Genomic DNA, 26,936 nt, shown 5'->3' with positions numbered 1-26,936 from the left:
TAAAGGGTAAGCTACGGATCAGTACGATTCGTACAAACTGTACCGAACATGGAGCAGTACAGATGGTGGACAGTGATTCCAATCGGGCGGCTTCTGGCACGCGCGTCGGCGCGGTGATGGATAGCTTGCGCGAGCGCATCGCCAGCCGTTCGCTGATGCCGGGCGCGCGCGTGCCGTCGATCCGCGCGATGACCGAGGCGCTGGGCGTGTCGAAGTCGACGGTGGTGGAAGCGTACGATCGGCTGGTGGCGGAAGGCGCGATCGTCGCGCGGCGCGGTTCCGGGTTTTTCGTGTCGGGTCATGCGCCGCCGCTGGCGCTCGCCGACCTTGGGCCGCGGCTGGATCGCGAGGTCGATCCGCTGTGGCTGGCGCGGCAGTCGCTTGAGGCCGGCGCGAAGGTTTTCAAGCCGGGCTGCGGCTGGATGCCGGCTTCATGGCTGCCGGAAGACGGCGTGCGCCGCGCGTTGCGAGCGGTGGCGCGCGATCCGCAGTCGCCGCTCGCCGAATACGCGATCCCGCGCGGTCTGCCCGCGCTGCGTCAGCAACTGGCATGGCGGCTCGCGCAGCACGGCGTGGAGGCGCCACCCGAGCAGATCGTGCTGACCGACGGCGGCACGCACGCGCTTGATCTCGTGTGCCGCTTTCTGCTCGAACCCGGCGACACCGTTCTGATCGACGATCCGTGCTACTTCAACTTCCAGGCGCTGCTGCGCGCGCATCGCGCCCGCATTGTCGGCGTGCCTTACACGCCGTCCGGTCCTGATCTGGTGGCATTCGAACGGGCGTTGATCGAACACCGTCCGCGGTTGTATGTGACCAATTCGGCGATCCACAATCCGACCGGCGCCACGCTTGCGCCGGCCATCGCGCATCGCCTGTTGAAGCTGGCGGGCGAGCACGATCTGCTGATCGTCGAGGACGATATCTTCGCCGACTTCGAAGACGAACCCGCGCCACGTCTTGCCGCTTTCGACGGCCTCGCGCGCGTGGTGTCGATTGGCAGTTTTTCGAAGACCTTGTCCGCGGCGGTGCGTTGCGGTTATATCGCGGCGCGTGCCGCATGGGTCGAGCCGCTGATCGACCTGAAGCTGGCGACGTCGTTCGGCAACGGCCAGCTCGCGGCGAGCGTGGTGCATCGGATGCTGATGGACGGTACCTACCGGCGTCATCTGGAAGCGATGCGCGCCAAGCTCGCGGATGCAATGGGCGAGACGGTCAGACGGTTGGGATATGCGGGCCTCGAAATATGGACGCGGCCACGCGCCGGCATGTTCTTGTGGGCGCGTCTGCCGGATGCGCTCGACGCCGCGGACGTCGCGCGTCACGCGCTAGCTGACAACGTGGTGTTCGCGCCGGGCAATGTGTTCAGTGCGTCGCAGTCGGCGGCCGGTTTCCTGCGCTTTAACGTATCGCAATGCAACCGGCCGAAGGTGTACGAGGCGCTGCAACGGGCAATGGATGTCTCGAGTTCCGTGAAGGCGCGCAGCTGAAATAAATAGCGAGCGCGTAGGGCGCCGATTGGTTATTACGTTTTGCAGGCGAAAATATTTTAGCTTGTAATGAATGCCCGGCGACCTCGCGCCAGACTCCTCGACTCATGGCGGGTTCACGGATAACCCGTTGTCATTGGAATTACGGGAATTCGTCACATCCTTGACAAACTCCCGTAGCGTCACCTATTTTTTATCTGCCGCCAATATACGAATTCGCTTGCGGACAAATATCCTGAAAAGAGTCTGAATATCCAAACTAAATATTTAGGCTTTCTAATCGTATTGCATGGACAAACCACGGCCATGCTCTTTGAAGTAAGTTGGCTCTTCACCGCTGCATGCCGACGATGCGTATCAGATATTTCGAACTCCGATTCATTTTAATCGGCGGTAGCGGCCTTTGTGAAACGGTATCTCAACCCACCACCAAGGATAGAGATGAAACGAGACGAGCGTTTTACCGGCAATAACCATCGTCGTCCACGCAGGTTGCCGGCCTTAGGGACTTTGGCGGTCGCGATCATGCTTCTCGGAGGATGCGGCGGAGGGGGCGGCGGTTCGTCCTCAGGTTCGGCTGTCAGCATGCAGCAGACTGCTGCGGTCCAGCAGCCTGGCGCGCAGCAGGCTGCCGGACAATCGCAAGCGCAGACGGGTAATCAAACCTATATCGATCCGGTCGCCTACTCGGGCAACGCTACAGACGGTCTCGCGCCGTCCCAGGTTGCGGAGAAGGCGGCAGTCATGCATTACCAATGGACGTTAGGCCGGACGCCGGTCAATTACACAACGACCACCGGGCATTTGACGGCCGCTGACTCGAGCGGCAACCCCGAAGCCTCGATGTCCTACGTCGCGTATACCGCGCCGGGTACGAACGGTGCGCCGCGCCCTGTCACCTTCGTCTACAACGGCGGTCCGGGTTCCTCCTCGATCTGGTTGCGGCTCGGATCGTTTGCGCCGACGCGGGTCGCGACGCCAGACCCGCTGTTCGGGAGCAACTGGCCGAATTATCCGCTCGTCGACAATAAGGAGAGCCTGATCGACACCACGGACATGGTCTTCATCGACCCACCCGGAACGGGGCTTTCCGAGGCGATTCTGCCTAATACGAACCAGAAGTTCTGGACGACCGACGCGGACGTCAACATCATGCGCGATTTCATCCAGCGCTATCTGACGGTCAATAATCGCAGCAGTTCTCCGATCTATCTGTATGGAGAGTCTTACGGCACGCCTCGCACCGATATGCTGGCATTGGCGCTGGAATCTGCCGGCGTGCACCTGACGGGGATCGTTCTGCAGTCTGCAATCCTTAACTATTTTGCGGATGCGATCGAGGCGGTTGCCATTACGAACTCGACGAGCGCGCTTGCATTGGATACGGATACCCTGGCCGGTTATTTCCCCGGCTACGCGCTAGTCGCGGCCTACTATAACCAGGCATCGCCGGCGCCGATCAGTCAGGACCTTTTCGCGCTGCAGGCCAGCCTGTTCGTCACGGCGGAGTACAGCCGGTTCAGGCGGTACTCGCAGTCGTGGGTGCTCAGTCAGCTCGGCATACCCGACGCCCTGGGTACGCCGGTGTTCCCGAGTTTCGGAACGCTTCAGGCGTGGACATTGCCATCCGGTCTGACCGTGCAGGCACTGCAAGGCTATTTCAACGCCAATCCTTTCTCGACAACTCTCTTGCCGGGCACGACGATAGGCCGGTACGACGGGCGCGTGTCGTTGCCGAATTCGGATCCGCGCCTGCAAAACGACGGCGATCCGTCAGATATCCTGATCTCCCAGCCGTTCACGACAGCGCTTGCTACGCAGATGCCTGACTACCTCGGGTATACGGCGCCGAACGCAACCTATCTGCCGTTGAACGGCAATATCATTCAGGTGTGGGACTTCTCGCACGACGGACAGCCTCTGCCCGATACGATTCCGGATCTGCTGGGCGCGCTGACACTGAATCCGCAACTCAAGGTGCTCGCGGAAAACGGCTTCCATGATCTGGCCACGCCGTTCTTCAATACCGAGAAACAATTGGCACGGCTTCAGACGGTACGCTGGTTGAATCCGGACTTGCAGGTCAACTTCTTCCAGGGCGGACATATGATTTACCTGGATGACGTTGCGCGCCCGCTGATGAAAAGGGATCTGGTGCGCTTCTACCGGGGAACGCCGCTTCCGGACGCGCTCGCGCTGTGGACTCTGCCGCCGCCGTGGCGCGACGAAAGCCCAGCCAGTCAGCCGACCACCACGGCGCAGGTAACCGCGCCCTGACTGTTCTGATGGATATGCCTCGTTCGTGGAACTCCGTTCACTCAACAAATGCGAGTAATCATGTCTCTTATCGATATGTTGCGGCGTATCTCCCCGTTGATCGTCTTTGGCAGCCTGATCGGCAGTGCGTATGCGCTGCCACCTCAAGCGGTGGCACCCGCGACGCCGCCCAACGGGGCCCGGGGCGTCGACGGCCCGTTTTTCCCTCAGAATCGTGCTGCGCCGATCGCGCCGTCGACTGGCACGACGCTGCAGCAGCAGGCCCAACAGCGGCTCGAGGCGAGGTTGGGCGCGAACTCGGCGCTTAGCAATGGCGCAGCGGTCACGAAGGCGCAGGCCCAAACCGAGGGGCTTGGCTATGTCGCCAGGCACTTCGATCAGATCGATACGGCCCATAAGGGGAGTGTGACAATGAGCGACGTCCGACAGTATCTTCAGCAGCAGGGGCGGTAGCGAATTCGACCTCGCCCCGCTGACAGATGACCGGCCGTGTCCACGGGGCGTTTCTTCGTTATTTGAAGTTCTCGAGCGCCCATCTTTAGGGCGCTTGAGCGACCAGGCACGCAGCTATCAATACTTAAGACACGCGCGCTCAGGCCCGAGATCTAGTGAGACGGTACTGTCGAGATTGCCGCCTACCGCTGTGAGGATTAGCTGGCTCGTGATGCGCCTGCCTGTCTCGCCGCGCCGTTCCGCAATTCGATGGCCTTGATGGTGTTTGCAAACGCCTTTTCCAAAACGCGCCAAGAACGGCTGACATCGGGCGTGTCGCGATCCACCCCTGAGGCCGGTGCCTTCCTCATGGCTTCGCTCCTGGCAGCGCGTCTGCGCCTGCTTGGGCAACCTGCGCGTCCTGGTCGGAACGCATGCCCGACACGCCGATGGCGCCGACCACGGCACCGTCGCGTATCAATGGAATGCCCCCATCGAGCGGCACCAGGTTATTCATACCGAGCAGGCGTAGGTGGAGTCCTCCCTGCGCGAGCGCGTCTTCGAAAACGCGCGTGGGGCGCCGGAACAGCACGGCTGTTTCGGCTTTTTGTCTTGCAACGTCGATACTGCCGAGTTGTGCTCCATCAAGGCGTTGCTGAAGTACCAGGTACCCGCCGCTGTCCACGACAGCGATTACCATGGGCCAACCGTAACGCGTTGCTTCCTCTTCGGCCGCATCCACGACGCGGCGTGCATCGGCCAGGTTGAACCGGTTGCTGTAGCTCATGGGCATTTCCTTCTCGTTTGCTTGAGTCATTCATCGCCTCCTTCGGATCTGGTCGGCTGTCGACATGGCTAGAATGTACGGCGGCGGCCTGATCGTGCATAGCTGCGCGAGCCGTCACACATTCTTCCAGTAAACGAGAGAATGACGCGCATGAACAGAGACGAATATGAAGTGCTGTTGGCTATCATCGACGAAGGGAGTCTGACAGCAGCGGCGCGATCGCTGGGACGAACGCTGCAGTCGGTGAGCCGCGCCATTGCAGCGCTCGAGCGCGATCTGAACACGACCTTATTCCATCGAACGACGCGACGTGTGCAGCCAACCGCGGCATGCCTGAAGTTCGCCGCGCGGCTGCGGCCCGCACTCGGAGAAATCGAGGCAGCACGGGATGAGATCGTCGAGCACGCCACCCAGTTGCGCGGCGGTATTCGCGTCGGCGCGCCGACGGCATTCGGCGCTGAATTCGTTTCGCCGCTGGTCGCGCAGTTTCTGGCGATTCACGAAAACGTCAGGGCTGAGTTGGTGCTCGCCGAGCAGCATCTCGACCTCGCCAAAGCCAACATCGATCTTGTGGTCCGCCTTGGTCATCTGCCGGACTCGAATCTGCGGGCGAGGCAGGTGGGTACCTTGCGGCGTGTTGTGTTCGGCTCGCCGGCCTATTTCGTCTCGCACGGCTACCCGGTCCATCCGTCCGAGCTTGCCGCGCACGACTGCATCCTGCGCCAGCACGCTGTGCATGAAACATGGAAATTCAACCGGGCGGGCGGTGCAGTCGAGGTCGCCGGGCGCTTCCGGTCCGCGAGCGCGCTAGCCTGCAATACGGCGGCTGCGGCTGGAGCGGGGATAGGTCGGGCACCGATCTTCCAGGTGCAAAAACTTCTCGACGCGGGTCAGGTGGTCACGGTGCTCGACGCGTTCGAGCCCGAGCCCGTACCGGTGCATCTGTTGTGGGCGGAGGGCCGTCCTGTTCCGCGTCGCGTGCGCGCGCTGATTGACTTTCTGGCCGCTCGCCTTGCCTCAGGAACAGGGGCGGGCGTTACATAAAGTCCGTGCACAACAGCCGGCGCTTCGCAGGTCACTTGCTTACTGCGTGCCGGGCCGGTTCGGCGGCGGCAGCGCCGGATCGAGTTTGGCGGACTCCCTGACCAGTTGTTGCGTCATCGCCGCCGCGACCGGGTTCGAGCCACGGCGATGCAGGTCGTTACTGGCGGGTTGGTTCGGCGGTGGTGGCAGCGCCGGATCGAGTTTCGCCGACTCCTTGACCAGTTGGTCCGTCATCGCCGATGCAACCGGGTTCAAGCCGTGGCGATACAGGCCATCGCGGCCACGCTCGATTCGCGGCGCCGGGTTTGCCTGCGGGTTGACGGACGCCTTGGCGCCGGCCGATGCGAGTGTATGGGGCGGTTGTTGATGCGACTGTGTTTCTGAAGTCGGCCGTTGCACAACGGTGCTGGTGGCCGGAACGGGGTCAGGCTCCACCTTCCTGGCTGGAGACGGCTGCGGTGCCGCTGCGATTACGTCCGCGCCTTTGGCAGGCGGCGCTGCGCCGGGAACGGGGTCAGGCACCACCTTCCTCGCCGGAGGCGACTGCGGTGCCGCTGCGATGCGGTCCGTGCCTCTGGCAGGCGGCGCTGCGCTAATCACACTTCCCGCAGTGACGTGAGCGGTGGCGAAGCGGGAGTCGACCCCAGCAGTGACTGCGGAGTTGCTTATCCCGGCGTCGGCGTCCGTCGTCGATTGATCGCCTTTAGGGAACAGTAAGTAAGAGGCGAATCCCAACTCGACCAGGAGCACCCCAGTTATCAACGTCTTGCCTATATTCGTCATATCTAACTAATGGGTCGTTCAAGCGATGCGATTGTCAAATGATAATCGAATGCTCGCGAAACACGTCAGACGGAGGCTCGTAACATCCGGCCACGACGAGCGACGCTGAGGTACTCTGCTACCCACGCCGCGTTCGCAGAAAGGCCGCTGTCGGCAAATGTGCAGGTCCGTTCGGAGGCAAGCCAATGCGTTCAGCTGTGAAGCCCCATTTTGCCGCTGGCCATCGCGGCGATGCGAACAACGAGTGCCCTGGGAAGCAGGCGCGACAACCAGGTAGCGACTCGCACGCTTGTGCGCCCCGGGTAGACGACCGCTTTCCTTCCGTCGAAGGCCTCGAGTGTTTTTTGAACCACTGATTCCGAGCTGTCCATATCTGTGGGTGACACATTGGTCGACACGCCATCGAAGAAGCTCGTTGCCGTAGGCCCTGGGCAAGCTGCCATCACATGAACGCCGGTACCCGCAAGTTCGAATTGCAGCGCCTCGCTGAAGTGAAGAACGAAAGCCTTGGTCGCGGCGTAGGTGGCCATATAAGGGATCGGCTGAAAGCTCGCGTTGGACGCGAGGTTGATGATGCCGCCCTTGCCGCGTTTTGCCATGCCGCTGCCGAACACGTGGCTAAGCGCGGCGACTGCCTGAACATTGACCTGGATCTCCGATTGTTTTTTCTTGAAATCGTGCGAGAGGAAGCTGCCGGTCAGACCCAGCCCCGCATTGTTCACCAGCAGGTCCACCTGAATGCCGCGGCGCTCTAGTTCGTCACCGATATGAATGGCTGCATCGGGATTGCCGAGATCGGCGTTGAGCGCGACGGATTGCACGCCGTACCGGGCAGTGAGGTCTTCAGCCAGAGCCTGCAAGACGTCGCCTGACCGGGCGACTAACACCAGGTTCATACCGCGTTCGGCAAGGGTCTCCGCGAAGACTTTTCCAAGTCCTTTGGATGCTCCGGTAATCAAAGCGGTCGAGCCGCGATAAACAAACATTTTCTGCTCCTTGCTGCGGGATGAACCTGCATTGGTGTTGCGCACGACATCTGACTTCGGGAAAAGGCTGATGTGACGTATTGTGCGCAGCCCGGTGCCATTTGATAATTGGGATACCATTTGAATCATTTTCAAAAAAAGCGGAAGTATCGTGGACAACCTCGGCGACATCCGGCTTTTTGTTGAAGCGGCAAACCTTGGTGGACTGTCGGCGGCGGGGCGCAAGCTCGGACTTTCACCTGCGGCCGCGAGTGCGCGTCTGGTCAAACTGGAGGCGGTCTTGCATACGCGGCTCTTCGAGCGCACGACGCGCCAGTTGCGGCTCACGGACGAGGGCAGGATGTATCTGCTGCATTGTCAGCAGGCGCTTCAGTCCCTTGACGACGCTCATGCGGCACTGCAGGCCGGCCGGAGCGTGGTGCGCGGAAAGATCCGGATTTCGGCGACGTCGGATTTCGGCCGCCACGTCCTCAAGGACTGGCTCGACGAGTTCAATGCGCAATATCCGGAGGTCACTTTCGCGGTGGTGCTGTCGGACTCGTTATTGAATCTGTTGCACGACGACATTGACCTTGCCATCCGATTTGGCGTGCCCCCGGACAGTTCGTTCGTCGCGCGACGCCTCGCGCTCAATCGACGCGTGCTGTGTGCGTCGCCCGACTATGTCGCGACGCACGGCGTGCCCGAGCGCCCGCAGGATCTGGAGCGTTTCGATTGCATCGTCCTCGGGTCGGCGTCCGGGCTTGCGAACGAATGGCGCTTCACGCGCGGCGGCGAGGTCGAGACTTATACCGTGCCCCTGACCAATGCTCGCGAGACAAACGACGGTGCGCTCGCGCGCGAGTGGGCGGTGACGGGTTACGGCATCGCGATGAAATCGATCTGGGACATCGGAGCGGATCTGCGTGCGGGGCGATTGACTATCCTGATGCCGGAGTGGCGGTCGCCGGATGTTCCCGTGCATGCGCTGTATCAACGTAGCCGCTACATGGCGCCGCGTGTGCGGGCGCTTCTCGACTTCCTGGTCGAGCGCTTTTCCACGGTATCCGGCGACCTCGAGGTCTATCTGAACGCCGGTGCTGCGTCAGGCTGAAGCAGGTGGAGATCGACGTTTCGCAAAACGAATCATCGTCGATTCGTCTTCGCCGCCACCGTTCGCTGCGAAGAATGGCTGTTGTCCGAAAACGCTCGCCCTCGCAGAAGCGCTCATTTGCACAGCAGAAGCAGGCGTTCCTGTTCCGTGCAGAGGGAGCGCGGTTTCTGCGCGGCTTGCGTGGCCCGCGCCGTCGCGCTGATCACCGCGCTCTTGTTCGCGAGACACGCGCGCAAATGCTTTTCGACCGGTCCGTAGTATTTCCATCCGCGCACGAGGGTCGGCAATTCGATTTTCACCTGCTTCCACTTGGGATGCCCGTGCTCCTGCAGATTGTCGAAGTTGGCGCACAACGAATCGGCGAAGCGACTCAGCTTGCCGACGGTATCGCGCAGGCCGTAGTCATAGGTGACGAGAAAGGCCTTGACGGTGAGCGTGGGTACGTCTTCTTTCAGCCAGTTCGGATAGCTGCTCGCGCGGATCGTCGCTGGGAAATACGTCTGCTTTGCACGGGTGGTTTCGGGCGCTGCGGGATCGACCTTGAGAAGGCGGATCTGTTGCAGCAGGTCGGCGTTCATGTCGTTGAACAGTTTGGCCGGCTGCCCGACGACGATGATCGCGACGTCCACCTTCCTGGCGATCAAGGCTGCCAGCGCGTCTTCGTTACTCATATGCTGAACGTTCTGTTCCGGAATCGCCTGGCCGAACATCAGGTGATACAAGGTGGTCGCTGTTTGGGCGGTGCCGCTGCCGATCAGGCCGATACTGATGGACTTGTCCTTGATGTCGGCGAAGGTTTTCAATGGCGAATCCACGCGCACCACGACGTTAATTTCCTCGTCGTACAGCGGCATGATGAGCCGCAACGGGCGGATTGCAGTGCCCGCATCGGCGTTGCCCGCGTTGGCCATATCGATGTAGGCCTGATACACGTCGGATTGAACCAGCGCGAGTTTCACACCTTGCTCGAAGCGCATGCGCTGCACGTTTTCCGCCGAGCCCTTGGAGGCCATTACTTCGAGATCGATGCCCGCGGGCCCGGCAACCCATTTCGACAGATCCTGGCCGATCTGGATATAGGTGCCTCGCTCCGGACCGGTGACGATCTTGTAGTGCGTAGGCTCGGCGAAAGAAAACGAAAACATGACCGTCAGCACCAGCCCCAGCCATCCCGCCAGAAGTCTCTTTAGCATGGTCTATCTACCTATCGGTCAGGTTTGAACAGGCTTGCGCGTCGTCGCGAGTGACGCGTCGGTGAGCCGCTTTGCCAGGTCATGTTCAGTGCGTTGCGCATGCAAAGTCCGTCTGTTTCCGCTCAGTGGCCGTGCGATTAGTCGTTTAATCGGGCATGCAAACAGCTATGCAATTCGTTATCCGTATGATTTTTCATCGAGCTGGCGCGGCCGCCAATGCGCTGCTGTCCGCCGGCATGCCCTTGGGCAACGGCACTTGTAATTGAACTTGCTGCGACTGCAGCTGGGTTTGCTGTTGTGCCTGCTGATGCCTCGCTTGCGTGGGGCTGCCTATCGAGGCGTGCGGGGTGAGCGGCGCCCAACCGGTTTCGCGAATCGCGCGCTCGAGAAGGTTTTTCGCGGTGGGGTTGCCGGTGTCGATCGTGAGTGCATCGTTTGCGTGTTGACGCACGCACGTCCACAGTTGCTGCGCGGCGCACACTTTTGCCGTCTGCAACGCGGTATCGCGGCGCACGGCCAATGGCTTCAATTCGCCCAACAGGCTCTGCGCGTCGGCGTTGTCCGGTTGCAGCGTTTGCGCCGCGCCCAACGCCGCTTGTGCCGTGGAGAGATCGTTGGCGCGTAGGGCTGTACGCGCCGCTTGCACGGCTTGCGCGGCATCGCGGAACTGCGGTGCTGCCGGCGGTTTTACAGTGACGACAGGGGCTGCCGGAATTGCCGCAGTCGGCGGAGCGGCCGTTGGCGGATTGGCCGGCTTGATTTGCTTGGCCTGGTTAGCCTGGTTAGCCTGGTTAGGCGGCTGACCCGGTGTGGCCGGTGTATATAGCGCGATCGTTCCGGTCGCCGTCGTGGCGTCCCGATTGGTATCGGCGGCCTGGTCGCTCGTGCTGTTCTGCCATTCGTGGTTGTCGCTGAATAGTGCAAAGCCGACATACGCTAGTCCGATTACGACGATCGCCGCGCCTCCCACAAGCATCATCCGCGCCGATGGTCTGCGCCCGCTGCCCCAATGCGGCGGGTTGGCGAGCGGCGGAATGGGCGCATCAGGCGAGGTGAGGATGGGGGCTTGCATCGCGGCCTCGGCACGAACGGCCTCGCCGATGTCTGCGTCGTGGCCGGTTTCGGTCGGCGGTGTGGATTCGAAGCCGCTCGTTTGCGGCGATGTGTTCATCGCGCCGGCACGGCTGTCGGGAATCTCGACGCGCTTGTGCGGCCCCCCTTCGAGCGGATGTGCCGCGCCGCAATATGGGCAGTAATCGACCTGCCGGTACAGCGCGCCGCCACAGCGTTTGCAAGGCGTCGGAAAACTATGGCCGATTAGTGTCTGGGTGGACATGCTGTGGACCCACCTGTGGGAAACAATGCCCATACGGCATGTTCCAGATCGTGCTGAGGCCGGAGCAATGTCCGCGTAAATCACGATCTACATGCGCTGGAGAGCGTTGGGCCGCATGCGCTCGCTATGCGGTGCCGCTGCTTTAAATATGTGGCGTTTCCGTGAGAACGTCAATCGACGTTCTCACCTACCTTTTATACGAAAAAACACATTTGTCGGTACGACGAAACACTGCATATGTCGGCAGAACGAATGGGCAGGTGGTTTTTTTCACAGCGCTGGTGAAGTCGCGGCGTGACGGTGTGGCGGCGCGATTGGTAGGACGAAATCGTGACGATGAAACGAAACGAGGTCGACGCGGGGAGCGTTCGACCTCGTGATTCAGGCGCCAGGCGGCATAGCGCGATAACGGATCAGTGCTTGCGCAACGGATGATCCTTCAGGAACCACGCGAGTGCGAAAGCGAGCAACACCACGCACGCCGCCGACAGATAGACCGTGTGCAACGAGCCGGCAAACGCCTGCAGATAATCGTCGCGCAATGCTTGCGGCAGTTGATGGATCGCAGTTGGCCCAAGCGCGTGCGGCAATTCGGTGTCGGGCGGAATCAGCTTTTCGAGGCGCGCGGCGAGGCCGTTCGAAAACACCGCGCCAAAGCCGGCCACACCGATCGAGCCGCCGATCGAACGGAACAGCGTGGCGCCCGAAGTGGCCACGCCCATATGCTTGAACTCGACACTATTCTGCACGGCGAGAATCAGCACCTGCATCACCATGCCGAGCCCGCAACCGAGAATGCCCATGTCGATATACATCACATGGATCGGCGTGCCGATCTGCAAGCGGGCGAGCAGCAACATCGCGACTGCCACGAGGAACGTGCCCGCGATCGGAAACATGCGGTACCTGCCGATCTTGCTGATTACGCGGCCGGTCACCATCGACATCACGAACAAACCGCCCATCATCGGCAGCATCTGCATGCCGGCTTGCGACGGCGTCGATCCTTTGACCACCTGCAAATACAGCGGCAGGAACGTCACCGCGCCGAACATCGACACGCCGACGATGAAGCCGATCAGGCTGCTCAGCAAAAACGTGCGCTGTTTGAAGAGTTCAAGCGGCATGATCGGTTCGACGGCGGTTCGCTCTTCGTGGATGAAGCCCCAGATCGCCACCAGTCCCATGCCGAGCATGAGCCACAATTGCGGCGATGACCACGGCAAGATCGTGCCGCCCTGGCTCGTGAACAGGATGATGCAGGTCAGCGCGCCGGCGAGAAAGGCGGCACCCATGTAGTCGATGGTGTGCTTCACATGCCGGACGTGCGGTTTGAAGACCGCGCCGATCACTACCAGCGAGATCACGCCGAGCGGCAGGTTGATGTAGAAAATCCAGCGCCAGTTCAGATGCTCGACGAGGAAGCCGCCGAGCAGCGGTCCGACCACCGTCGCGAGGCCGAACACGCCGCCGAACACGCCTTGAAAGCGGCCGCGTTCGGCCGGCGGAATCACGTCGGCGATGGCGGCCATGGTCACCACGAGCAGACCGCCGCCGCCGAGTCCTTGCAGCGCGCGCAGTATGATCAGCTGGGTCATGTCCTGCGCGATGCCGCACAGCGCCGAGCCGGCGAGGAACAACACGATCGCCGTTTGCAACACGATCTTGCGGCCGAACAGATCGCCGAATTTGCCGTACAGCGGCACGACGATGGTCGAGCTGAGCAGGTAGGCGGTCACCACCCATGACAGATTGTTCAGGCCGCCCAACTCGCCGACGATGGTCGGCAGCGCGGTCGAGACGATGGTCTGATCGAGCGCGGCGAGCAGCATGACGAGCAGCAGTGCCGGAAACAGCAGACGGATCGGCGGATGATCGCTCGCGCTCGTCAGTTCGGCAGGTTGAGTCGTTGTAGATTGATCCATGGGCACCACTGCGTTGAAATTAATTAATTTGGAAATTAATATATGCGACATCTCTTCAGTCGTCAAATCGAAAGTAATGGCCAGTAATCCGCACAATGAGCCGTCCGAAGACCTGTCCAACGAGCTTGGGTTGAAAAGCGCGCCCGCGCGCCGGCCCGGCCGGCCTTCAGGCGCGGCGCGCGGTCCGGAGCAGCGTAGCCGCTTGCTGGACGCCGCGCTGGCGCTGTTCGCGAGGCAGGGCATTGTCGACACCACGCTCGGGGCGATCGCCCGCGAGGCAGGTTTCACGCCGGCGATGGTGCATTACTACTTCAAGACGCGCGATCAACTGCTCGACGTGCTGATCGACGAGCGTTTCGTCCCGCTGCGCGCGGCACTGGGCGTTCCATTCCAGGAAAATCCCGACGATCCGGTAGCGGCAATCACGCAGCTTGCGCAGCGGCTCGTGCAGGTGGCGGCCGACCATCCGTGGTTTCCGTCGCTGTGGGTGCGCGAAGTGATCAGCGACGGCGGCTTGTTGCGGCAGCGCATGCACGAACGGTTCGGCGACGCGCATCAGAAGGCGGCGTTGTCATCTATCGCGCGCTGGCAAAAGGAAGGGCTGCTGAATGCTGGGCTGGAGCCGTCGCTGGTGTTTGTCAGCTTGCTCGGCCTGACGATTTTGCCGTTGGCCACTTCCAAGCTGTGGCGCGATGATCCGGTGCGGCGCAATATCGGCGGCGAAGAAATCGCGCGGCATGCGGTGGCATTGCTGACGTACGGCATCAGGCCGCAGCGATAGTCGTTTGCGCTCGGAGCGGGGTGTGCGAGCCTCAGCGAACCCCGGTAAATGCCGGGGGGGTTTTTTTACTTTTTACATGCCGTGCCAATTCACACGGCGCGCGGCGCCGCAGAAGTGAACCGTAGCACTCAGGCGCCGCGACTTTTTTTCCACACCTCGTAAGCCGCTTTCGTCGTGTCGTTCGGCGGATACGTGCCGGGCAGTGCCGCGCCTTCGCGAATACGTTCGGTAAGAAATACTTCGAGTTGCTCCTGCTCGACAGCGGCTTGCGCGACTTCGGCGGCCATCTCACGCGGGATCACCACCACGCCGTCCGCGTCGCCGACGATCACATCGCCGGGAAACACGGCTACGCCGCCGCAACCGATCGGCACATTGATATCGACCGCATGGTGGCGAATCAGATTCGGCGGCGCGCTGGCGCCCGCGCAGAACACAGGGATGCCGAGCGCGGCGATCGTCGTGCTGTCGCGCACCGGGCCGTCGGACACCATGCCGGCCACGCCGCGTACCTGCAATCGTTGCGTGAGTATCGAGCCGAACGACGCGCTGCCGCGCTCGCCGCGGCAATCCTGCACGAGCACATGGCCGGCCGGAATCGTCTCGACGCATTTGCGCTGCGCGTACTCGGGATTGGCAAACAGTTCGAGCACGTCGATGTCTTCACGCGACGGAATATTGCGCAACGTGAACGCAGGTCCCACCAGATTCGCGCCGTTATGCGCGGCGAGTGGCGCGACGCCTTGCATGAAGGTATTGCGCAAGCCGCGTTTGAATAGCTGGGTGGTCAATGTGGCGGTGCTGACATGGCGGAGCGCTTCGAGCGTCGCGGAATCGAGATCGGACATGGTGTCGGGCGGCCTTGGCTGGGAGAGCGGAAAGGTGGCAATTGCATTGCGTGCTGCACCGCAGCGGCTGGACGCGGCCGATGCGGGTTTGCAGACGCGATGATAGCGCCGCAGTTAGCAGGTGGCGTTACCGGCTTCCTGCAGGCATATAGGCAAGCTGCCGCCGGTGTGAAACCGGCGAGGCACGCAATGTGCTGGCTGACGAGTGAATGTGGATTTCATCGACGTGCCTTTTTGGCGCGTTAGTGTGCGCACCGTGTTGCGCTCAGGCCATGTTTTACAATAGCGGCCACTGCGTGCAACTCGCTGCGTGAAAGCGAGTCGGAATCATGAACGGCAATACGGCAGCCGCCCAATGCGGCGGTAAGCAGCAACAGCAGAGCAATACCCTGGCCGCGTCTGACGGCCTAACCGGTTTTTTTGAGCAACAACGGAAAATGAACGGAGCATTGAGACTCGATCAGGCCACGATCGTGCTCGTCGAAGACGACCCGGATAGCCGGGAATCGCTGACGCTGTTACTCGAAGGAGAGGGCGCGCATGTCGTCGCGGTGGCGGATGCGGAAGAGGGCGTGGAAGCGGCGCTGCGGGTGTTGCCCGACGCCGTGGTGTGCGACCTCGAATTGCCGGCCATGGACGGGTTCTATCTGATCCAGCGGCTGCGCGATCACGAGATTCGCGGCGATCTCGCGCCCTCGGTCGCCGTGGCGCTCACTGGCCACACTGACGACGCTTACCGTCTGCGCAGCATCGGCGAAGGGTTCCAGCATTTCATGACCAAACCGGCTTTGCCGGAAGCCCTCGTGACGCTGCTGCACGACGCGATCGACGCCCGCGCGGCGGGCTGATCAGCTTCGCGGCCAATTCCAGTGCCCTGACGCTGGAAACCGCGGCCGGAAATACCGCCGCTTATTTGGCGGCGGCCACCGGCGTCGCCGAACCAGCCGCTGCGGCTGCGGCTTCCGCTGCCTGACAGGCGGAACACAATCCCTTCAATTCGATTTCATCGCTGGCAAGGCGGTAGCCGGCGTCTTCGATTTGCGCGACGAGCGCCTGACGCAGCTTGGGCTGGTGCAATTCAGTGACGTTGCCGCATTGCTGGCAAACCACCAGAATGCCGTGCTGGCATTGCGTCAGATCGTGGCAGACGGTGAACGCGTTGATCGATTCGATCCGATGCACGAGCCCCGCCGACAGCAGAAAATCGAGCGCCCGATAAACCGTGGGCGGCGCCGAGCCGGGATGAATCTGCCGCATGTCGTCGAGCAGCGAGTAAGCCTTGGTGGCGCGCCCGGAATTCAGCAGCAATTCCAGCACCTTGCGGCGGATCGGCGTGAGCTTCTCGCCGCGCTCGCGGCAATATTCTTCAGCCAGCACCAGAGCGGCCTCCTGCGAATCGCCGTGCGTGTGCCCATGCTCATGATGAGCGGCGGTGGCGGGTGTGACTTTGTCGGCGGTCGCGGCGGGCTTGGCGGTCTTCATGCGTCGATTATAAAGGCCATCGCGCCTGGCTGTGACAGCACGGCAGTATGGCGATGGCGGCCGCCCGCACGCGGGCTCAGCTAGGTTCAGGTCAACGGGAAGTCGATGTATTTCTTGAATCCCGGGCGCGTTGCAAGCCGCGAATACCAGCGCTCCAGATTCGGCAGCGCGGGGCGTTCGATACCGTCCAGCCCGAACCAGCGTTTCGCGTACGCACCGATCACGATGTCGGCCAGCGTGAACCTCTCGCCTTCGAGGAAGAAACGGCCTTGCAGATGCGTGTCGAGCAGTCGCCAAAGCAAGGCGACCGCGTCGGCATCGGCCGCGAGTTTGACGGCATCGCGTTCGGCGGCCGGCGTGCGCACGAGGGTCCAGAACACCGGGCGCTCGGCGGGTTGCAGCGTGGTCAGCGACCAGTCGAGCCAGCGGTCGATGCTCGCGCGCAGCTTCGGCTCGGACGGGTACAGGGGGCTCGATTCCCCATATTGCTGCACCAGATAACGCAAAATCGAGTTCGATTCCCACAGCACGAAGTCGTCGTCGACCAGTGTCGGTATCTTGGCCGTAGGGTTCATCGCGAGATACTCGGGTTCGTTGTTGCGGCCGAACTGCAGGCCTGCGTCGATGCGCTCGTACGACAGCACCAGTTCGTCGCAACACCACAAGACTTTTTGAACGTTGACCGAATTGGCGCGGCCCCAGATCGTAATCATCCGGTAAATCCTTTTTTCTTACAGTTCGCAAGCCACGCACGGCGCGCGGCGTTCAACCGGTAACGATACACGATGCGGACGGCTTTGCGCCGCTTAGGGGCGCTTAGGGCCGCGTCGGGCCGCAATCCGCCCTGCTGGGCCCGGTGTAATTCGCTGTGCCGGCAAGGCGCGCGCGTTGCGTACAATGAGCCCACCTGAATCTGACGAGGCACCGCATGGCCCGCATTGTCCCCGACGACTGGAAGAGCCTCGCCGCCACCGGCGCGGCGGCACGCGAACGCGAAACCCTCGCATTGCTGGAAGAAGCCTTACCGTACGATTACACCGTCTATCACGGCGTGCACTGGACCCGGCTGAACCAGAACTTCTCGGTGTTCGGCGAGGCCGACTTCGTGATCGTCAGCCCGTCGGGGCGCGTGATGATCGTCGAGCAGAAAACCGGCTTCCTGCGCGAAACGCCGAAGGGGCTCGTCAAGGTCTACCTGCAGACGGAACGCAACGTGGCGATCGCGCTCGCGCACACCGTCGAGGGGATGCACCGGCGCTTTACCGCGGCGTTCGGCGCGGGGACCTATTTCATCGAAGAGTTGCTGTATTGCCCGGACCACATCGTCAAGGATGCGGCGATTGCCGGCGTGAACCCCGCGCGCATCGTCGACGCGCCGCGCCGCGACCGGCTCGCGGCGATCATTCGGGACGCGTTGCCAGCGGACGAGCCGCGCCTCGCCTGCGCGCCGAAGATCCACCATTTTCTCGCCGACGAACTCGCCCTCACGCCCGACACCAGCGCACTGGTCGGGCAGGCCGGCACGCTCGTCACGCGGCTGGCCGGCGGTCTCGCGACCTGGGCGCGGCGGCTCGAGTTCGCGCCGTTCCGGTTGCGCGTGATCGGCACGGCCGGTTCCGGCAAGACCCAACTGGCGGTGCAGGTCATGAAGGACGCGGTGGCGCGCGGGCAGCGGCCGCTCTACGTGTGCTTCAACCGGCCGCTGGCGGATCACATCGCGCGGGTCGCGCCGCCCGAGGCGAAGGTGGCGAACTATCACCAACTGTGCGACTGGATCGCTCGCAGCGCGGGCCGCGAGCCGGATTTCCAGTCCGGCGACGTGTTCAATCAGCTTGAAACGATTTTTGCCGAAACGCCGATCGACGCGCGCTGGCAGTTCGACGTGCTGATCGTCGACGAAGGGCAGGATTTCCAGCAGCCCTGGGTGGCCGCGCTCGAGCGTCTGTTGCGGCTCGGCGGCGCGTGGTGGTGGCTGGAAGACCCGTTGCAGAATCTGTATATGCGCGAGCCGGTCGCCTTGCCCGGCTGGACCACGCTGCAAGAGACCACCAACTATCGCAGTCCGCGCGACATTCTCGACTACGTGCGCGACGTGGTCGGCGCATCGGTGCCGGTCGCGGCGGGTCTCGCGTCGGGCAGTCCGTTCGACGGCTCGGATATTTCGCTGTCCGTCTATGACGAAGCGAACGCCGCCGAAGGCAGCATCGACGCCACCAAGCGCGCGATCACGCAGGCGCTGTCACTCGGCTTTCGCAAGCAGGACATCGCTGTGCTGTCGTTTCGCGGCCGCGAAGGCTCGGCGATGACCGCGCAGGATCACCTCGGGCCGCACCGGCTGCGCAGTTTCACCGGCAAGTACGATCTGTTCGGCAACCCGGAGTATCGCGAAGGCGACGTGCTGTTCGAGTCGATCTACCGCTTCAAGGGCCAGGCGGCGCCGTGCGTGATTCTCACCGAGGTCGACTTCGATACCTTCGACGAGCGGATCGCACGCAAGCTGTTCGTCGGCGCCACGCGCGCGACGATGAAGCTGATCATCGTCGCATCGCAGCGGGCCGCGCGGCATCTGCATCTGCGCGACAAAGAAGTTAAATAAGCGAAAGAAGCGTAGGGCCCGCTCAGTTCCACGCGCGCGCGTTGACCAGTGTGCCGGTTTGCGTGTGCGCGTCCCACCAGATCACCCGCAACAGCGGCGCTTCCGGCTTGTTCATGACTCTTGTTGCATCGTGTTGCCAGCGTGTGGCGGGTGTCACGGTGACGGCGAACGGCGCGCAGCAGCGCGGCCGCACGCCCCGTTTTTGAGACACGGAAATTTGGCGATATTATGCATGCGGTTCAAAGATCGCGCGTCGGGGCTGACGCGCGTCGCCGGACGGGGCACGCCTCGAAACGCGGCGAAGCGGTCTGGGAAAAGGCGGCAAGCAAAAGGCGGCAAGCAAAAGGCGGCAAGCAAAAGGCGGCAAGCAAAAGGCGGCAAGCAAAAGGCGGCAAGCAAAAGGCGGCAAGCAAAAGGCGGCAAGCAAAAGGCGGCAAGCAAAAGGCGGCAAGCGCGGTGAATCGGCGAGAGTCGATACAGTGCGAAGCCGCCCGCAAAAAGCAAATAACAACGGAACAAGAAAGATGATGACCAAGATGACCGCGGGGATGGTCGGCAGGAAAAGCGCGTACTGGGCGATGGGCCTGATTTTCGCACTGGCCGCATGGGGCGCGCAGGCGCAGTCGTTAGCGCTCGACGTGACGGGTAAAATCGGCAAGACAACCGATGCGTCGCACGGGGTGTATCACTTCACCGAGGCGCAACTGCTCGCGCTGCCGGTCCATTCGATTACGACCTCGACCACCTGGACGCCGCGCTCCACCTTCACAGGGCCGCTGCTGGCGGATATCCTGAAGACGGTCGGCGCGTACGGCAGCGAAGTCGAGATCCATACGCTCGACGACTATACGTACACCGTGCCGGTGTCGGACTGCGATCGCTACGGCGTGGTCGTTGCATACAGCATGAACGGGCAGCGTCTGAAGATCAGCGACTTCGGGCCGCTGTTTCTTATCTATCCGCGCGACGCGTTCCCCGCAGATCTGGCGGGCGCCTCGAGCGACTCGAAATTCGTATGGCAGATCAAGGCTCTCATCGTCAAATAGCGCGCAGTCCCTTGCGCAGTTTCCTCTATGTACTGATCTGGTTGACCGCGCTCGCAGCGCCGGCCGGCGCGATCGGCTACCTGTTGTACGCGAACCTGTTCAATCCGCGCGTCACCGAACAGTTGGCCGGCACTTACGACGGCTTCTACTGGGACGCCGCGCAATTGCAGATTGCCTACGCCCGCTTCGAGAACCAGTTGCTGCTGTACCAGTCGGGCGCCGACGACGACTATCCGCGGCTGGTGTTGCGCTACCAGTTGCTGCAATCGAAGCTGCACGTGATGGCCGGTTCGACGCGCCAGCTGTCCACCCAGCTCGCGCTGCTGCAACGGCAAGTGGACGAAATCCAGTCGCTCGATCATCTGCTGGGCGGTATCGGGCCTGAGGTCGATGCATTGCCGCAGGACCGCGGACGCGCCAACCAGATCGTCGCGGCGTTGCGTGCGCACTGGAACGAGATCAACGATCTCGCGTTGAGCCGCCGTATCGCGGATGTGGCGGACCGCGAAGCGATGAACCGCGATTTCATCAGCAAGCGCCGCATGCTGTTTGCCAGCGGACTGTTGCTGCTGTTGCTGTCGGCGGCCGCGACCCTGCTGCTGGTCCTCAACGGCCGCCGCCGCACGCGGCTGATGCATCAGCAGCATGCGGCGCTCGAAGCGGAGCACCAGGCGAGCCGCGCCGCGCGCGAGGCGAGTCTCGCGAAGGATGCGTTTCTCGGCATGATCAGTCACGAACTGCGCACGCCGTTGCACGCGATCGTGTCGTCGATCGAATTGCTTGGCTTCAACTTTCATTCCGAGGCTGACCGCAAGGTGATCCAGCGGCTCGAAACCGCGGCGCGTCATCTGGAAGCGCAGATGAAAGACCTGACCGATTATGCGCGCCTCGGCGCCGGCAAGCTCGAATTGCGCCACGAACATTTCGAGCCGCGCGAGCTGCTGACGTCGATTGTCGACGAGCATGCGATGTCCGCTGCCGCGCGCGGGCTGAAGCTCGAAAGCGAGGCGAGCGGTGCAACCGGTCTTGTCGATTCCGATCCGCACCGCATCCGTCAGATCGTCAACAACCTGGTCACCAACGCGATCCGCTACACCGAAACCGGCACGGCGCGCGTGCAATTGAAGCAACAGCCGACGGCGCTGATCTTCGTGGTCAGCGATACGGGGCCGGGCGTGCCGCGCGCGCAGATTCCGCTGATCTTCCAGGAGTTCACGCAGCTGGATGCGTCGCGCACGCGCCGCTTCGAGGGCGCGGGCATGGGACTGACGATCGTGCAGGGGCTGGTCAGGCTGTTCGGCGGCACGGTCGACGTGGCCAGCACGGTAGGCGAGGGCACGACCTTCACGGTGACGATTCCGGTCACGCCGGTCGCTGCCGCCGCGCCGTCCGACGTGGCGGCGCACGCCGAGCCGGGCGGCGCGCGGCCATGCGTGCTGATCGTCGACGACAACCGGCTGATTCGCGAGTCGCTCAGCGAAATGGTCGCGCACATGGAGATCGACGCGCACGCCGTCGCCAACGCCGACGATGCGCTTGCGTGGCTCGATGCGCGGCGCTGCGACGTGGTGTTGCTCGATTTGCATATGCCGGGGCGCGACGGCTATACCTTTCTCGCGGAATTCGCCGCGCGCGGCGGGCCGTCGACGGGTGTGCCGGTGATCGTGGTCAGCGCCTATGCGCCGGAGCCGGGTACGGTGGGTGCAACGGCCGGCCGGGGTGAGGGCGGAACGGCCGGATCACAGCCGTTTTTCGAAGCGTTATTAAAGCCAGTACATTACGAGGAACTGCGCAACGCGTTGCAGCGTGCGTTGGCTTCGCGGCATAGGGTTTGATACGGCGAGTGGGCGGCATGGACGTGGGCGCGGGTGGAAAACACAGCGCGTCCAGCGCCACTTGCCGGCGCGTCAGGGCCGGTTGAGCCGTTTGGACAGATCGGCGACCAGGATCGCCATACGCGCCGGCTTCTCATAGCAGGCGACGTCGTAGTTGCGGATCACCTGGCTGATCTCCGATTCGCTGGCCTTGCCGGTCAGCAATTCGCCGGTCAGCACGAAAATCGGCGCGTCCGGATTTTCCGACGCGCGCACCGCGCGAATCGCCGCTGCGGACGTTTGCGAGCCGAACAACCAGTCGATCACCACGCCGTCGAAGATCTGCGTTTGCAGTTGCTCCGCGAATGCCGCGAGGCCGTAGATCGCCACCGCAGTGAAGCCGCTGCGCTCCAGGTAGTCGCGCAAGTTGTCCGCCGAGGCCTGATCGTCGTCGACCACGGCGATGGTCGGCTTGTCGGTCTCGGCGCGGCGCGGATAGATCTCAATCTTGTGGACTTCGTACGCGCTTTGGTAAAGCGTGCCGTCGTGACGCGTGACGCGCCATTGGCCGAGCTTCGAGTACGCGACAAATTCCGGACGGCTGCCGGGTTCGAGTGCGGCGCCGACCCACGCGGTGCAGGCCAGCTCGATCGCACCGATGCTGAACACCGCTTCCTGAGCGATCGCGCCGACCATGCCGGGATCGAGCGACTGTGCGCCGAACAGCTGCGCCGCGGGTTCGCCGAACACCTCGGCGACCTTCTTTATCTGTGACAGGGTCCACGGACTGTTGCCGCGCAGCTTGCGGTGCCCCTGCGAAAAACTCAGATCGAGGATGCGGCACAACTCCGTGGTTTGCTGCCGTTTGCCGATGCCATGCCGGCTCATCAACTCGCGCACACGCTCGGCGACTGCCATGGAGTCAGGTGAGTTTGTTTCGTTGGCCATACTGCGTGAAAATCCGCCGTCTTAAAGGGTGGCTGTAGGGAACGCTATACGACACGCGAAGCACCGCCATGAACGTTTGCCATGCATGGGCGAGGCTACGCGGGGGACAGCAAATGTACCGTAAAAAATATCGCGGTCTGCAATTTTGCATGACCGTCACCGGCCGGTCATTGCGGGGTTCGACATGGACACGTTCGGCGATTCGTTTATACATTCATTTATGCATTCAGCATCAAATGCATTTTACCGATGAAACCTCGCCGCATCTGATCTGCAGAGAAATATGTCGGGTTTGTCCGGTCAGGTGCGGCGGCGCGCTGGAACGAGGACGCGCCGCCGCGCGCATCACCCATTCATCACTTTATGCCGCGGGCATTTTGTCGAGTTTGGCCGCCGAGTTTTTCAGGCCTTTGAAGATGCGCTCGGCGACTTTGCCCGGGAACCGTTCGGGCAATTCGGCCGAGACTCGCTCGATCACCTCCGGCGTCTGTTCGATCAGCCGCTGGATCAGCGGCTCGGCGTTCGCACCGTATGAGCACTTCAGCGCCATCGTATTGAAGTGACGCCGCTGCACGTCGCGGAACGCGTCGTGTTTGCTCCTCGACCACATTCCCATGGCGAGCTTGGCCTTGAACCATGACCACTGGTTCGGGCCGTTGCCTTCCACCGGCCAGATCGACATCACGTCGTAAAGCGGCGTCAGGCGGTACTGTCCGCCCGGCAACAGGCGAATGCTGAAGTTCTTCGCGTGACCGTCCGGCGCCGCCAGCAGCCAGAACAGGATCTGGCTTGCCAGCAGCGTTTCGATGTCCTGCTGCGCGGTAACCGATTGCTGGAGAATCCGTGCGAGGTCCAGCACACCCGGGCCGCCTTCGTTTTCGTATTTGCGGTGCGACGGCACGCCGTACACCTGGCAAAAATCTTCCTGCGGCAGGCGCAGCAACCATTGCCCGCTCGAATGCAATTGCCGGTCGAAGCGTTCGACGCTCAGCACCCGCTGCTTGCCGAAGGTCATGATCTCGGTGTTCGCGACCGGCAGGCCATAGGCGCGCAGAATCCGCAGACACAGCCATTCGTTTTCGACCGAGGTGCTGAGGTCGGCCAGCCTGTTGCCGACCAGCCCGAGCGGCAGCTTGAAAATATGGGTGGTGGGCGTGGCGCCATGCGGCCGTTGCCACTTACCCTCGTGCCATAACAGTGCGGTTTTCTCCTGTGCGCCGGCGAGCGAGATGCGGAAATCGTCCGCCTCCTCGTGTGCGCCGAGCGCCGGATTGCCGACAGTGCGCGCCAGCATGGTTTCGATCTCGCTGTCGGAAAGCGGCGTGCCTTCGATCCGCTCGACGCCGGCCGGTGCGTCGTCTTCGGCGAGCAGCTGGACTGCGCCCACGCAATCGCGGCCGATGGCTTGCAGCAGATCGAAGGCGTCCAGCGTATCGGTCTGATAGCGTTGGGCGATGCGCTTTCTGATGGCCTCGCTGTCCGGCAGCAGATTGTCGAAATAATTCAGCACCCGCGCACCTTTGAGCGCGATGTTGCTGGGCGTGAACGGCAGCGACAGCGACAGCGGGCGGCCCGCGGGCGATGCGACCCAGGCGGGATCGTAGGCGAACTCCATGGAACCGCGGGTGGGAATGCGCCAGGCGCCGACGCGCTCGCCGTTGGCCCACACCGAGAGCGCCCGCGAATGGGTTTGGCGGCCCATGCTTACCACTCGACCAAAGGCGCTGGCTCAGGCGCCGGCTGGATCTTGTCGCGCACCTGCAATTGCAGGCCGTAGGCGCCGCACAACGCCAGCAATTGGACAAGGGTGAGGGCGGCGGCATCGGTTTCCAGCGCCGAGATGCGGCTCTGGCTGACGCCGATCCGCGCGGCGGCTTCCGCCTGAGTGAGGCCGGCCTGGCGCCGGCCGGCGACGAGCAGCTGGGCCATCTGGTCCGGCGTGGCGACGAGGTGAATCATGGCAAATTATCCGCGAGACGAATAAATGCACTTTATTCGTCACACACATATTTGTCAAATATACGTGTGACAGATATTTGCGAAATATCTGTCTGGCAAATAAACGGCAATTATCTGTGATACGAATAAATGCCGCTCACTTGCATTGACCTGCATTGGCTGTAAGAAGCGTATCGCGCCCGCCGCCCGTCAGCGCCAAAACCGTCACCGTCCGGTTCGTTAGGCGTGGCGGCATTGCAGACAAACGAGCCGCCTGCGAAGATTATGCTCACACTTAAAACCCGCCCGCCCGATGACCACGACTTACCCGCTGCACGCGACTTTCACGCGCGACGACTCATGAACGAACCGACGCTACGCCACACCGAGGTGCCGTACTACACGCAATGGGGCAGCCCTGAATGGGTGCGCCACATTGTCGAGCAACAGGCCGACCCGTGCGACGATCCCGGTTGGCAGCGCAGCGGTTTCACCGAGCCGGAGCGTTACCGGTTCTGGGCCCGGCGCCTGTGCGGCCTGACATGCCTCGAATCCGCGCTCGATTACTGGCGCATCGAACACGCGCCGCGTGCGGCGTTGCTCGATGAAGCGTTGCGCCACGGTGTGTACCGGATGCGCGACGACGGCGGTGTCGACGGTTTGATCTACCGGCCGTTCGCCGACTGGATCGGCGGGGCGTTCGGCATTCAGGTCGAGGTGTTGCCGCAGGCGCCGCTCGAAGAGATCGCCGCGCGCATCGACGGCGACACGCTGACGATCGTCTCCGTGAGCCCGGAGATCCGCTATCCCGAACGGCCGAATCAGCGCCAGGGCGGGCATCTGATTTTGCTGCACGGGCGTGACAGTGGCGGCGTGTGGTTTCACAACCCGTCGGGCGTCGCGCCGCACCAGGCGGATATGTATCTGCCGTTCGCGACGATGGCGCGTTTTTACGCTGGGCGCGGCATGACGCTTACCCGAGGCGCGCGCTAAACGAGCGGGCCGGGATCCGGCTTGAATGCCCGCTACGCTTTCGCCTGCCGCGACAGCGTTCATTTGCTGACGTTTTTCATTGCCTTTCCATTGTCCACGCGCAGGATGGCCAACGCATGAAACTGAACCGCATGATCAGCACGGTCGAAGTGCATACAGCCGGCGAACCGTTTCGCATTGTCACAAGCGGGCTGCCGAAGTTTCCCGGCAAGACCATCGTCGAGCGCCGCGCATGGCTCAAGGAACACGCCGATCATTTGCGCCGCGCGCTGATGTTCGAGCCGCGCGGCCACGCCGACATGTACGGCGGTTATCTGACCGAGCCGGTCAGCGAAAACGCCGACTTCGGCATTATCTTCGTGCACAACGAAGGCTATAGCGATCACTGCGGCCACGGCGTGATCGCACTCGCCACCGCTGCCGTCGCGCTCGGCTGGGTCGAGCGCAGCGAACCGGAAACGCGCGTCGGCATCGACGCGCCGTGCGGCTTCATCGAAGCCTTCGTGCAGTGGGACGGCGATCACGCTGGCCACGTGCGCTTCGTCAACGTGCCGTCGTTCATCTGGCAGCGCGACGTGACGGTCCAGACGCCGACCTTTGGCGAAGTGCGCGGCGATATTGCGTTCGGCGGCGCGTTTTATTTCTATACGTCGGGCAAGCCGTTCGATCTGAACGTGTGCGAAGCTGAGATCGATCGCCTGATCCAGTTCGGCGCCGAGGTCAAACAGGCGGCGAACGCGGCCTTCAAGGTCGAACATCCGCGAATCCCCGAAATCAACCATATCTACGGCACGATCATCGACAACGCGCCGCGCCACGCAGGCTCGACACAGGCCAATTGCTGCGTGTTCGCCGACCGGGAGGTTGACCGTTCACCGACCGGTTCCGGCACCGCGGGGCGCGTTGCGCAACTCTATCTGCGCGGCGAACTGGGCCGCAATGAAACGCTCGTCAACGAATCGGTGATCGGCACGATTTTTCGGGGCCGCGTATTGTCGGAGGCGAAGCTCGACCGCTTCGACGCGGTGATCCCCGAGATCGAAGGCGACGCGCATGTTTATGGTTTCGCCAACTGGATCGTCGACGAATGCGACCCGCTGACTTACGGTTTTCTGGTGCGCTGAGCTGAATGCAACCCATTGTG

At 62.5% G+C, this 26,936-nt stretch carries 26 protein-coding genes; 13 read left to right on the top strand and 13 right to left on the bottom strand.

All coding sequences use genetic code 11. The features are described 5' to 3' along the window. The first annotated feature begins 62 nt into the window (after positions 1-62). From WN982_RS31480 to WN982_RS31470, 3 genes are all read left to right on the top strand, one after another. On the top strand, positions 63-1,490 hold the full coding sequence (locus WN982_RS31480; protein ID WP_341315946.1) for a PLP-dependent aminotransferase family protein: 1,428 nt from the start codon (positions 63-65) through the stop codon (positions 1,488-1,490). 441 nt (positions 1,491-1,931) lie between these two features. After that, entirely contained in the window at positions 1,932-3,767 is a 1,836-nt protein-coding gene (locus tag WN982_RS31475) for a peptidase S10 (RefSeq protein WP_341315945.1), read from the top strand. A 60-nt stretch (positions 3,768-3,827) separates the two neighbouring features. Beyond that, positions 3,828-4,220 carry a 2-oxoglutarate dehydrogenase gene (locus WN982_RS31470; protein ID WP_341315944.1) on the top strand — a complete coding sequence of 131 codons (393 nt, stop codon included), beginning with the start codon at positions 3,828-3,830 and terminating at the stop codon, positions 4,218-4,220. A gap of 197 nt (positions 4,221-4,417) precedes the next feature. Here WN982_RS31470 and WN982_RS31465 read toward each other — a convergent pair whose 3' ends face one another. After that, positions 4,418-4,570 (bottom strand): hypothetical protein, encoded by a 153-nt coding sequence (locus WN982_RS31465; RefSeq protein WP_341315943.1) that lies wholly within the window; start codon positions 4,568-4,570, stop codon positions 4,418-4,420. Continuing rightward, complete coding sequence (locus WN982_RS31460; protein ID WP_341315942.1) at positions 4,567-5,016, bottom strand: heme-binding protein; 450 nt, start codon at positions 5,014-5,016, stop codon at positions 4,567-4,569. The genes WN982_RS31465 and WN982_RS31460 overlap by 4 nt, the downstream gene beginning before the upstream one ends. 120 nt (positions 5,017-5,136) lie before the next feature. On the opposite strand from WN982_RS31460, the gene WN982_RS31455 reads away from it, so the two are divergent. Continuing rightward, positions 5,137-6,030 carry a LysR substrate-binding domain-containing protein gene (locus WN982_RS31455; RefSeq protein WP_341315941.1) on the top strand — a complete coding sequence of 298 codons (894 nt, stop codon included), beginning with the start codon at positions 5,137-5,139 and terminating at the stop codon, positions 6,028-6,030. Positions 6,031-6,069: 39 nt separating this feature from the next. Here WN982_RS31455 and WN982_RS31450 read toward each other — a convergent pair whose 3' ends face one another. Both WN982_RS31450 and WN982_RS31445 read right to left on the bottom strand, forming a co-directional pair. After that, a complete protein-coding gene (locus WN982_RS31450; RefSeq protein WP_341315940.1) occupies positions 6,070-6,552 on the bottom strand; it encodes a hypothetical protein in 483 nt (160 codons plus the stop codon). 452 nt (positions 6,553-7,004) lie between these two features. Next, entirely contained in the window at positions 7,005-7,919 is a 915-nt protein-coding gene (locus tag WN982_RS31445) for an SDR family oxidoreductase (RefSeq protein ID WP_341315939.1), read from the bottom strand. A 31-nt stretch (positions 7,920-7,950) separates the two neighbouring features. Here WN982_RS31445 and WN982_RS31440 point away from each other — a divergent pair, with 31 nt between their 5' ends. Beyond that, on the top strand, positions 7,951-8,892 hold the full coding sequence (locus WN982_RS31440; protein ID WP_341315938.1) for a LysR family transcriptional regulator: 942 nt from the start codon (positions 7,951-7,953) through the stop codon (positions 8,890-8,892). A gap of 113 nt (positions 8,893-9,005) precedes the next feature. Here the strand turns inward: WN982_RS31440 and WN982_RS31435 are convergent, their stop codons facing one another. From WN982_RS31435 to WN982_RS31425, 3 genes are all read right to left on the bottom strand, one after another. Beyond that, on the bottom strand, positions 9,006-10,085 hold the full coding sequence (locus WN982_RS31435) for a TAXI family TRAP transporter solute-binding subunit (RefSeq protein WP_341315937.1): 1,080 nt from the start codon (positions 10,083-10,085) through the stop codon (positions 9,006-9,008). Positions 10,086-10,278: 193 nt separating this feature from the next. Next, the gene (locus tag WN982_RS31430) at positions 10,279-11,421 is read right to left on the bottom strand and encodes a hypothetical protein (protein ID WP_341315936.1); all 1,143 of its coding nucleotides are present in this window, start codon (positions 11,419-11,421) and stop codon (positions 10,279-10,281) included. Between the two features lie 413 nt (positions 11,422-11,834). Beyond that, the gene (locus tag WN982_RS31425) at positions 11,835-13,346 is read right to left on the bottom strand and encodes an MDR family MFS transporter (protein WP_341315935.1); all 1,512 of its coding nucleotides are present in this window, start codon (positions 13,344-13,346) and stop codon (positions 11,835-11,837) included. A 76-nt stretch (positions 13,347-13,422) separates the two neighbouring features. Here WN982_RS31425 and WN982_RS31420 point away from each other — a divergent pair, with 76 nt between their 5' ends. Next, positions 13,423-14,127 carry a TetR/AcrR family transcriptional regulator gene (locus WN982_RS31420; RefSeq protein ID WP_341315934.1) on the top strand — a complete coding sequence of 235 codons (705 nt, stop codon included), beginning with the start codon at positions 13,423-13,425 and terminating at the stop codon, positions 14,125-14,127. 128 nt (positions 14,128-14,255) lie between these two features. Here the strand turns inward: WN982_RS31420 and WN982_RS31415 are convergent, their stop codons facing one another. Continuing rightward, complete coding sequence (locus WN982_RS31415) at positions 14,256-14,975, bottom strand: ribonuclease activity regulator RraA (RefSeq protein ID WP_341315933.1); 720 nt, start codon at positions 14,973-14,975, stop codon at positions 14,256-14,258. Positions 14,976-15,304: 329 nt separating this feature from the next. On the opposite strand from WN982_RS31415, the gene WN982_RS31410 reads away from it, so the two are divergent. Then, positions 15,305-15,823, top strand: coding sequence for a response regulator (locus tag WN982_RS31410; protein ID WP_341315932.1), 519 nt, complete (start codon positions 15,305-15,307; stop codon positions 15,821-15,823). A 61-nt stretch (positions 15,824-15,884) separates the two neighbouring features. On the opposite strand, the gene WN982_RS31405 is transcribed toward WN982_RS31410, so the two are convergent. Continuing rightward, positions 15,885-16,457, bottom strand: a complete 573-nt coding sequence (locus WN982_RS31405) for a Fur family transcriptional regulator (protein WP_341315931.1) — start codon at positions 16,455-16,457, stop codon at positions 15,885-15,887. A gap of 86 nt (positions 16,458-16,543) precedes the next feature. Continuing rightward, on the bottom strand, positions 16,544-17,170 hold the full coding sequence (locus tag WN982_RS31400) for a glutathione S-transferase (protein ID WP_341315930.1): 627 nt from the start codon (positions 17,168-17,170) through the stop codon (positions 16,544-16,546). Between the two features lie 215 nt (positions 17,171-17,385). Here WN982_RS31400 and WN982_RS31395 point away from each other — a divergent pair, with 215 nt between their 5' ends. The 4 genes from WN982_RS31395 to WN982_RS31380 all read left to right on the top strand — a co-directional run bounded on the left by WN982_RS31395 (position 17,386) and on the right by WN982_RS31380 (position 21,934). Continuing rightward, positions 17,386-19,053 carry an ATP-binding domain-containing protein gene (locus WN982_RS31395; RefSeq protein ID WP_341315929.1) on the top strand — a complete coding sequence of 556 codons (1,668 nt, stop codon included), beginning with the start codon at positions 17,386-17,388 and terminating at the stop codon, positions 19,051-19,053. 228 nt (positions 19,054-19,281) lie between these two features. Next, positions 19,282-19,581: a hypothetical protein gene (locus tag WN982_RS31390; RefSeq protein ID WP_341315928.1), complete on the top strand. Its 300-nt coding sequence runs from the start codon at positions 19,282-19,284 to the stop codon at positions 19,579-19,581. Further along, positions 19,581-20,099 carry a molybdopterin-dependent oxidoreductase gene (locus WN982_RS31385; RefSeq protein ID WP_341319478.1) on the top strand — a complete coding sequence of 173 codons (519 nt, stop codon included), beginning with the start codon at positions 19,581-19,583 and terminating at the stop codon, positions 20,097-20,099. The genes WN982_RS31390 and WN982_RS31385 overlap by 1 nt, the downstream gene beginning before the upstream one ends. Further along, positions 20,069-21,934 (top strand): ATP-binding protein, encoded by a 1,866-nt coding sequence (locus WN982_RS31380; RefSeq protein WP_341315927.1) that lies wholly within the window; start codon positions 20,069-20,071, stop codon positions 21,932-21,934. Before WN982_RS31385 ends, WN982_RS31380 begins: the two co-directional genes overlap by 31 nt. A gap of 72 nt (positions 21,935-22,006) precedes the next feature. Here the strand turns inward: WN982_RS31380 and WN982_RS31375 are convergent, their stop codons facing one another. The 3 genes from WN982_RS31375 to WN982_RS31365 all read right to left on the bottom strand — a co-directional run bounded on the left by WN982_RS31375 (position 22,007) and on the right by WN982_RS31365 (position 24,820). Continuing rightward, complete coding sequence (locus tag WN982_RS31375; RefSeq protein ID WP_341315926.1) at positions 22,007-22,861, bottom strand: helix-turn-helix domain-containing protein; 855 nt, start codon at positions 22,859-22,861, stop codon at positions 22,007-22,009. A gap of 361 nt (positions 22,862-23,222) precedes the next feature. Continuing rightward, the gene (locus tag WN982_RS31370; RefSeq protein ID WP_341315925.1) at positions 23,223-24,563 is read right to left on the bottom strand and encodes a type II toxin-antitoxin system HipA family toxin; all 1,341 of its coding nucleotides are present in this window, start codon (positions 24,561-24,563) and stop codon (positions 23,223-23,225) included. A gap of 2 nt (positions 24,564-24,565) precedes the next feature. Further along, positions 24,566-24,820 (bottom strand): helix-turn-helix domain-containing protein, encoded by a 255-nt coding sequence (locus tag WN982_RS31365; RefSeq protein ID WP_341315924.1) that lies wholly within the window; start codon positions 24,818-24,820, stop codon positions 24,566-24,568. 339 nt (positions 24,821-25,159) lie between these two features. On the opposite strand from WN982_RS31365, the gene WN982_RS31360 reads away from it, so the two are divergent. After that, positions 25,160-25,792, top strand: coding sequence for a C39 family peptidase (locus WN982_RS31360; RefSeq protein ID WP_341315923.1), 633 nt, complete (start codon positions 25,160-25,162; stop codon positions 25,790-25,792). 116 nt (positions 25,793-25,908) lie between these two features. Further along, the gene (gene lhpH / locus WN982_RS31355; protein ID WP_341315922.1) at positions 25,909-26,916 is read left to right on the top strand and encodes a trans-3-hydroxy-L-proline dehydratase; all 1,008 of its coding nucleotides are present in this window, start codon (positions 25,909-25,911) and stop codon (positions 26,914-26,916) included. Positions 26,917-26,936: the final 20 nt, after the last annotated feature.

This window comes from Paraburkholderia sp. IMGN_8 (genome assembly GCF_038050405.1).
Taxonomy (GTDB): Bacteria; Pseudomonadota; Gammaproteobacteria; order Burkholderiales; family Burkholderiaceae; genus Paraburkholderia.
This window is presented reverse-complemented; position numbering and strand designations above follow the sequence as displayed.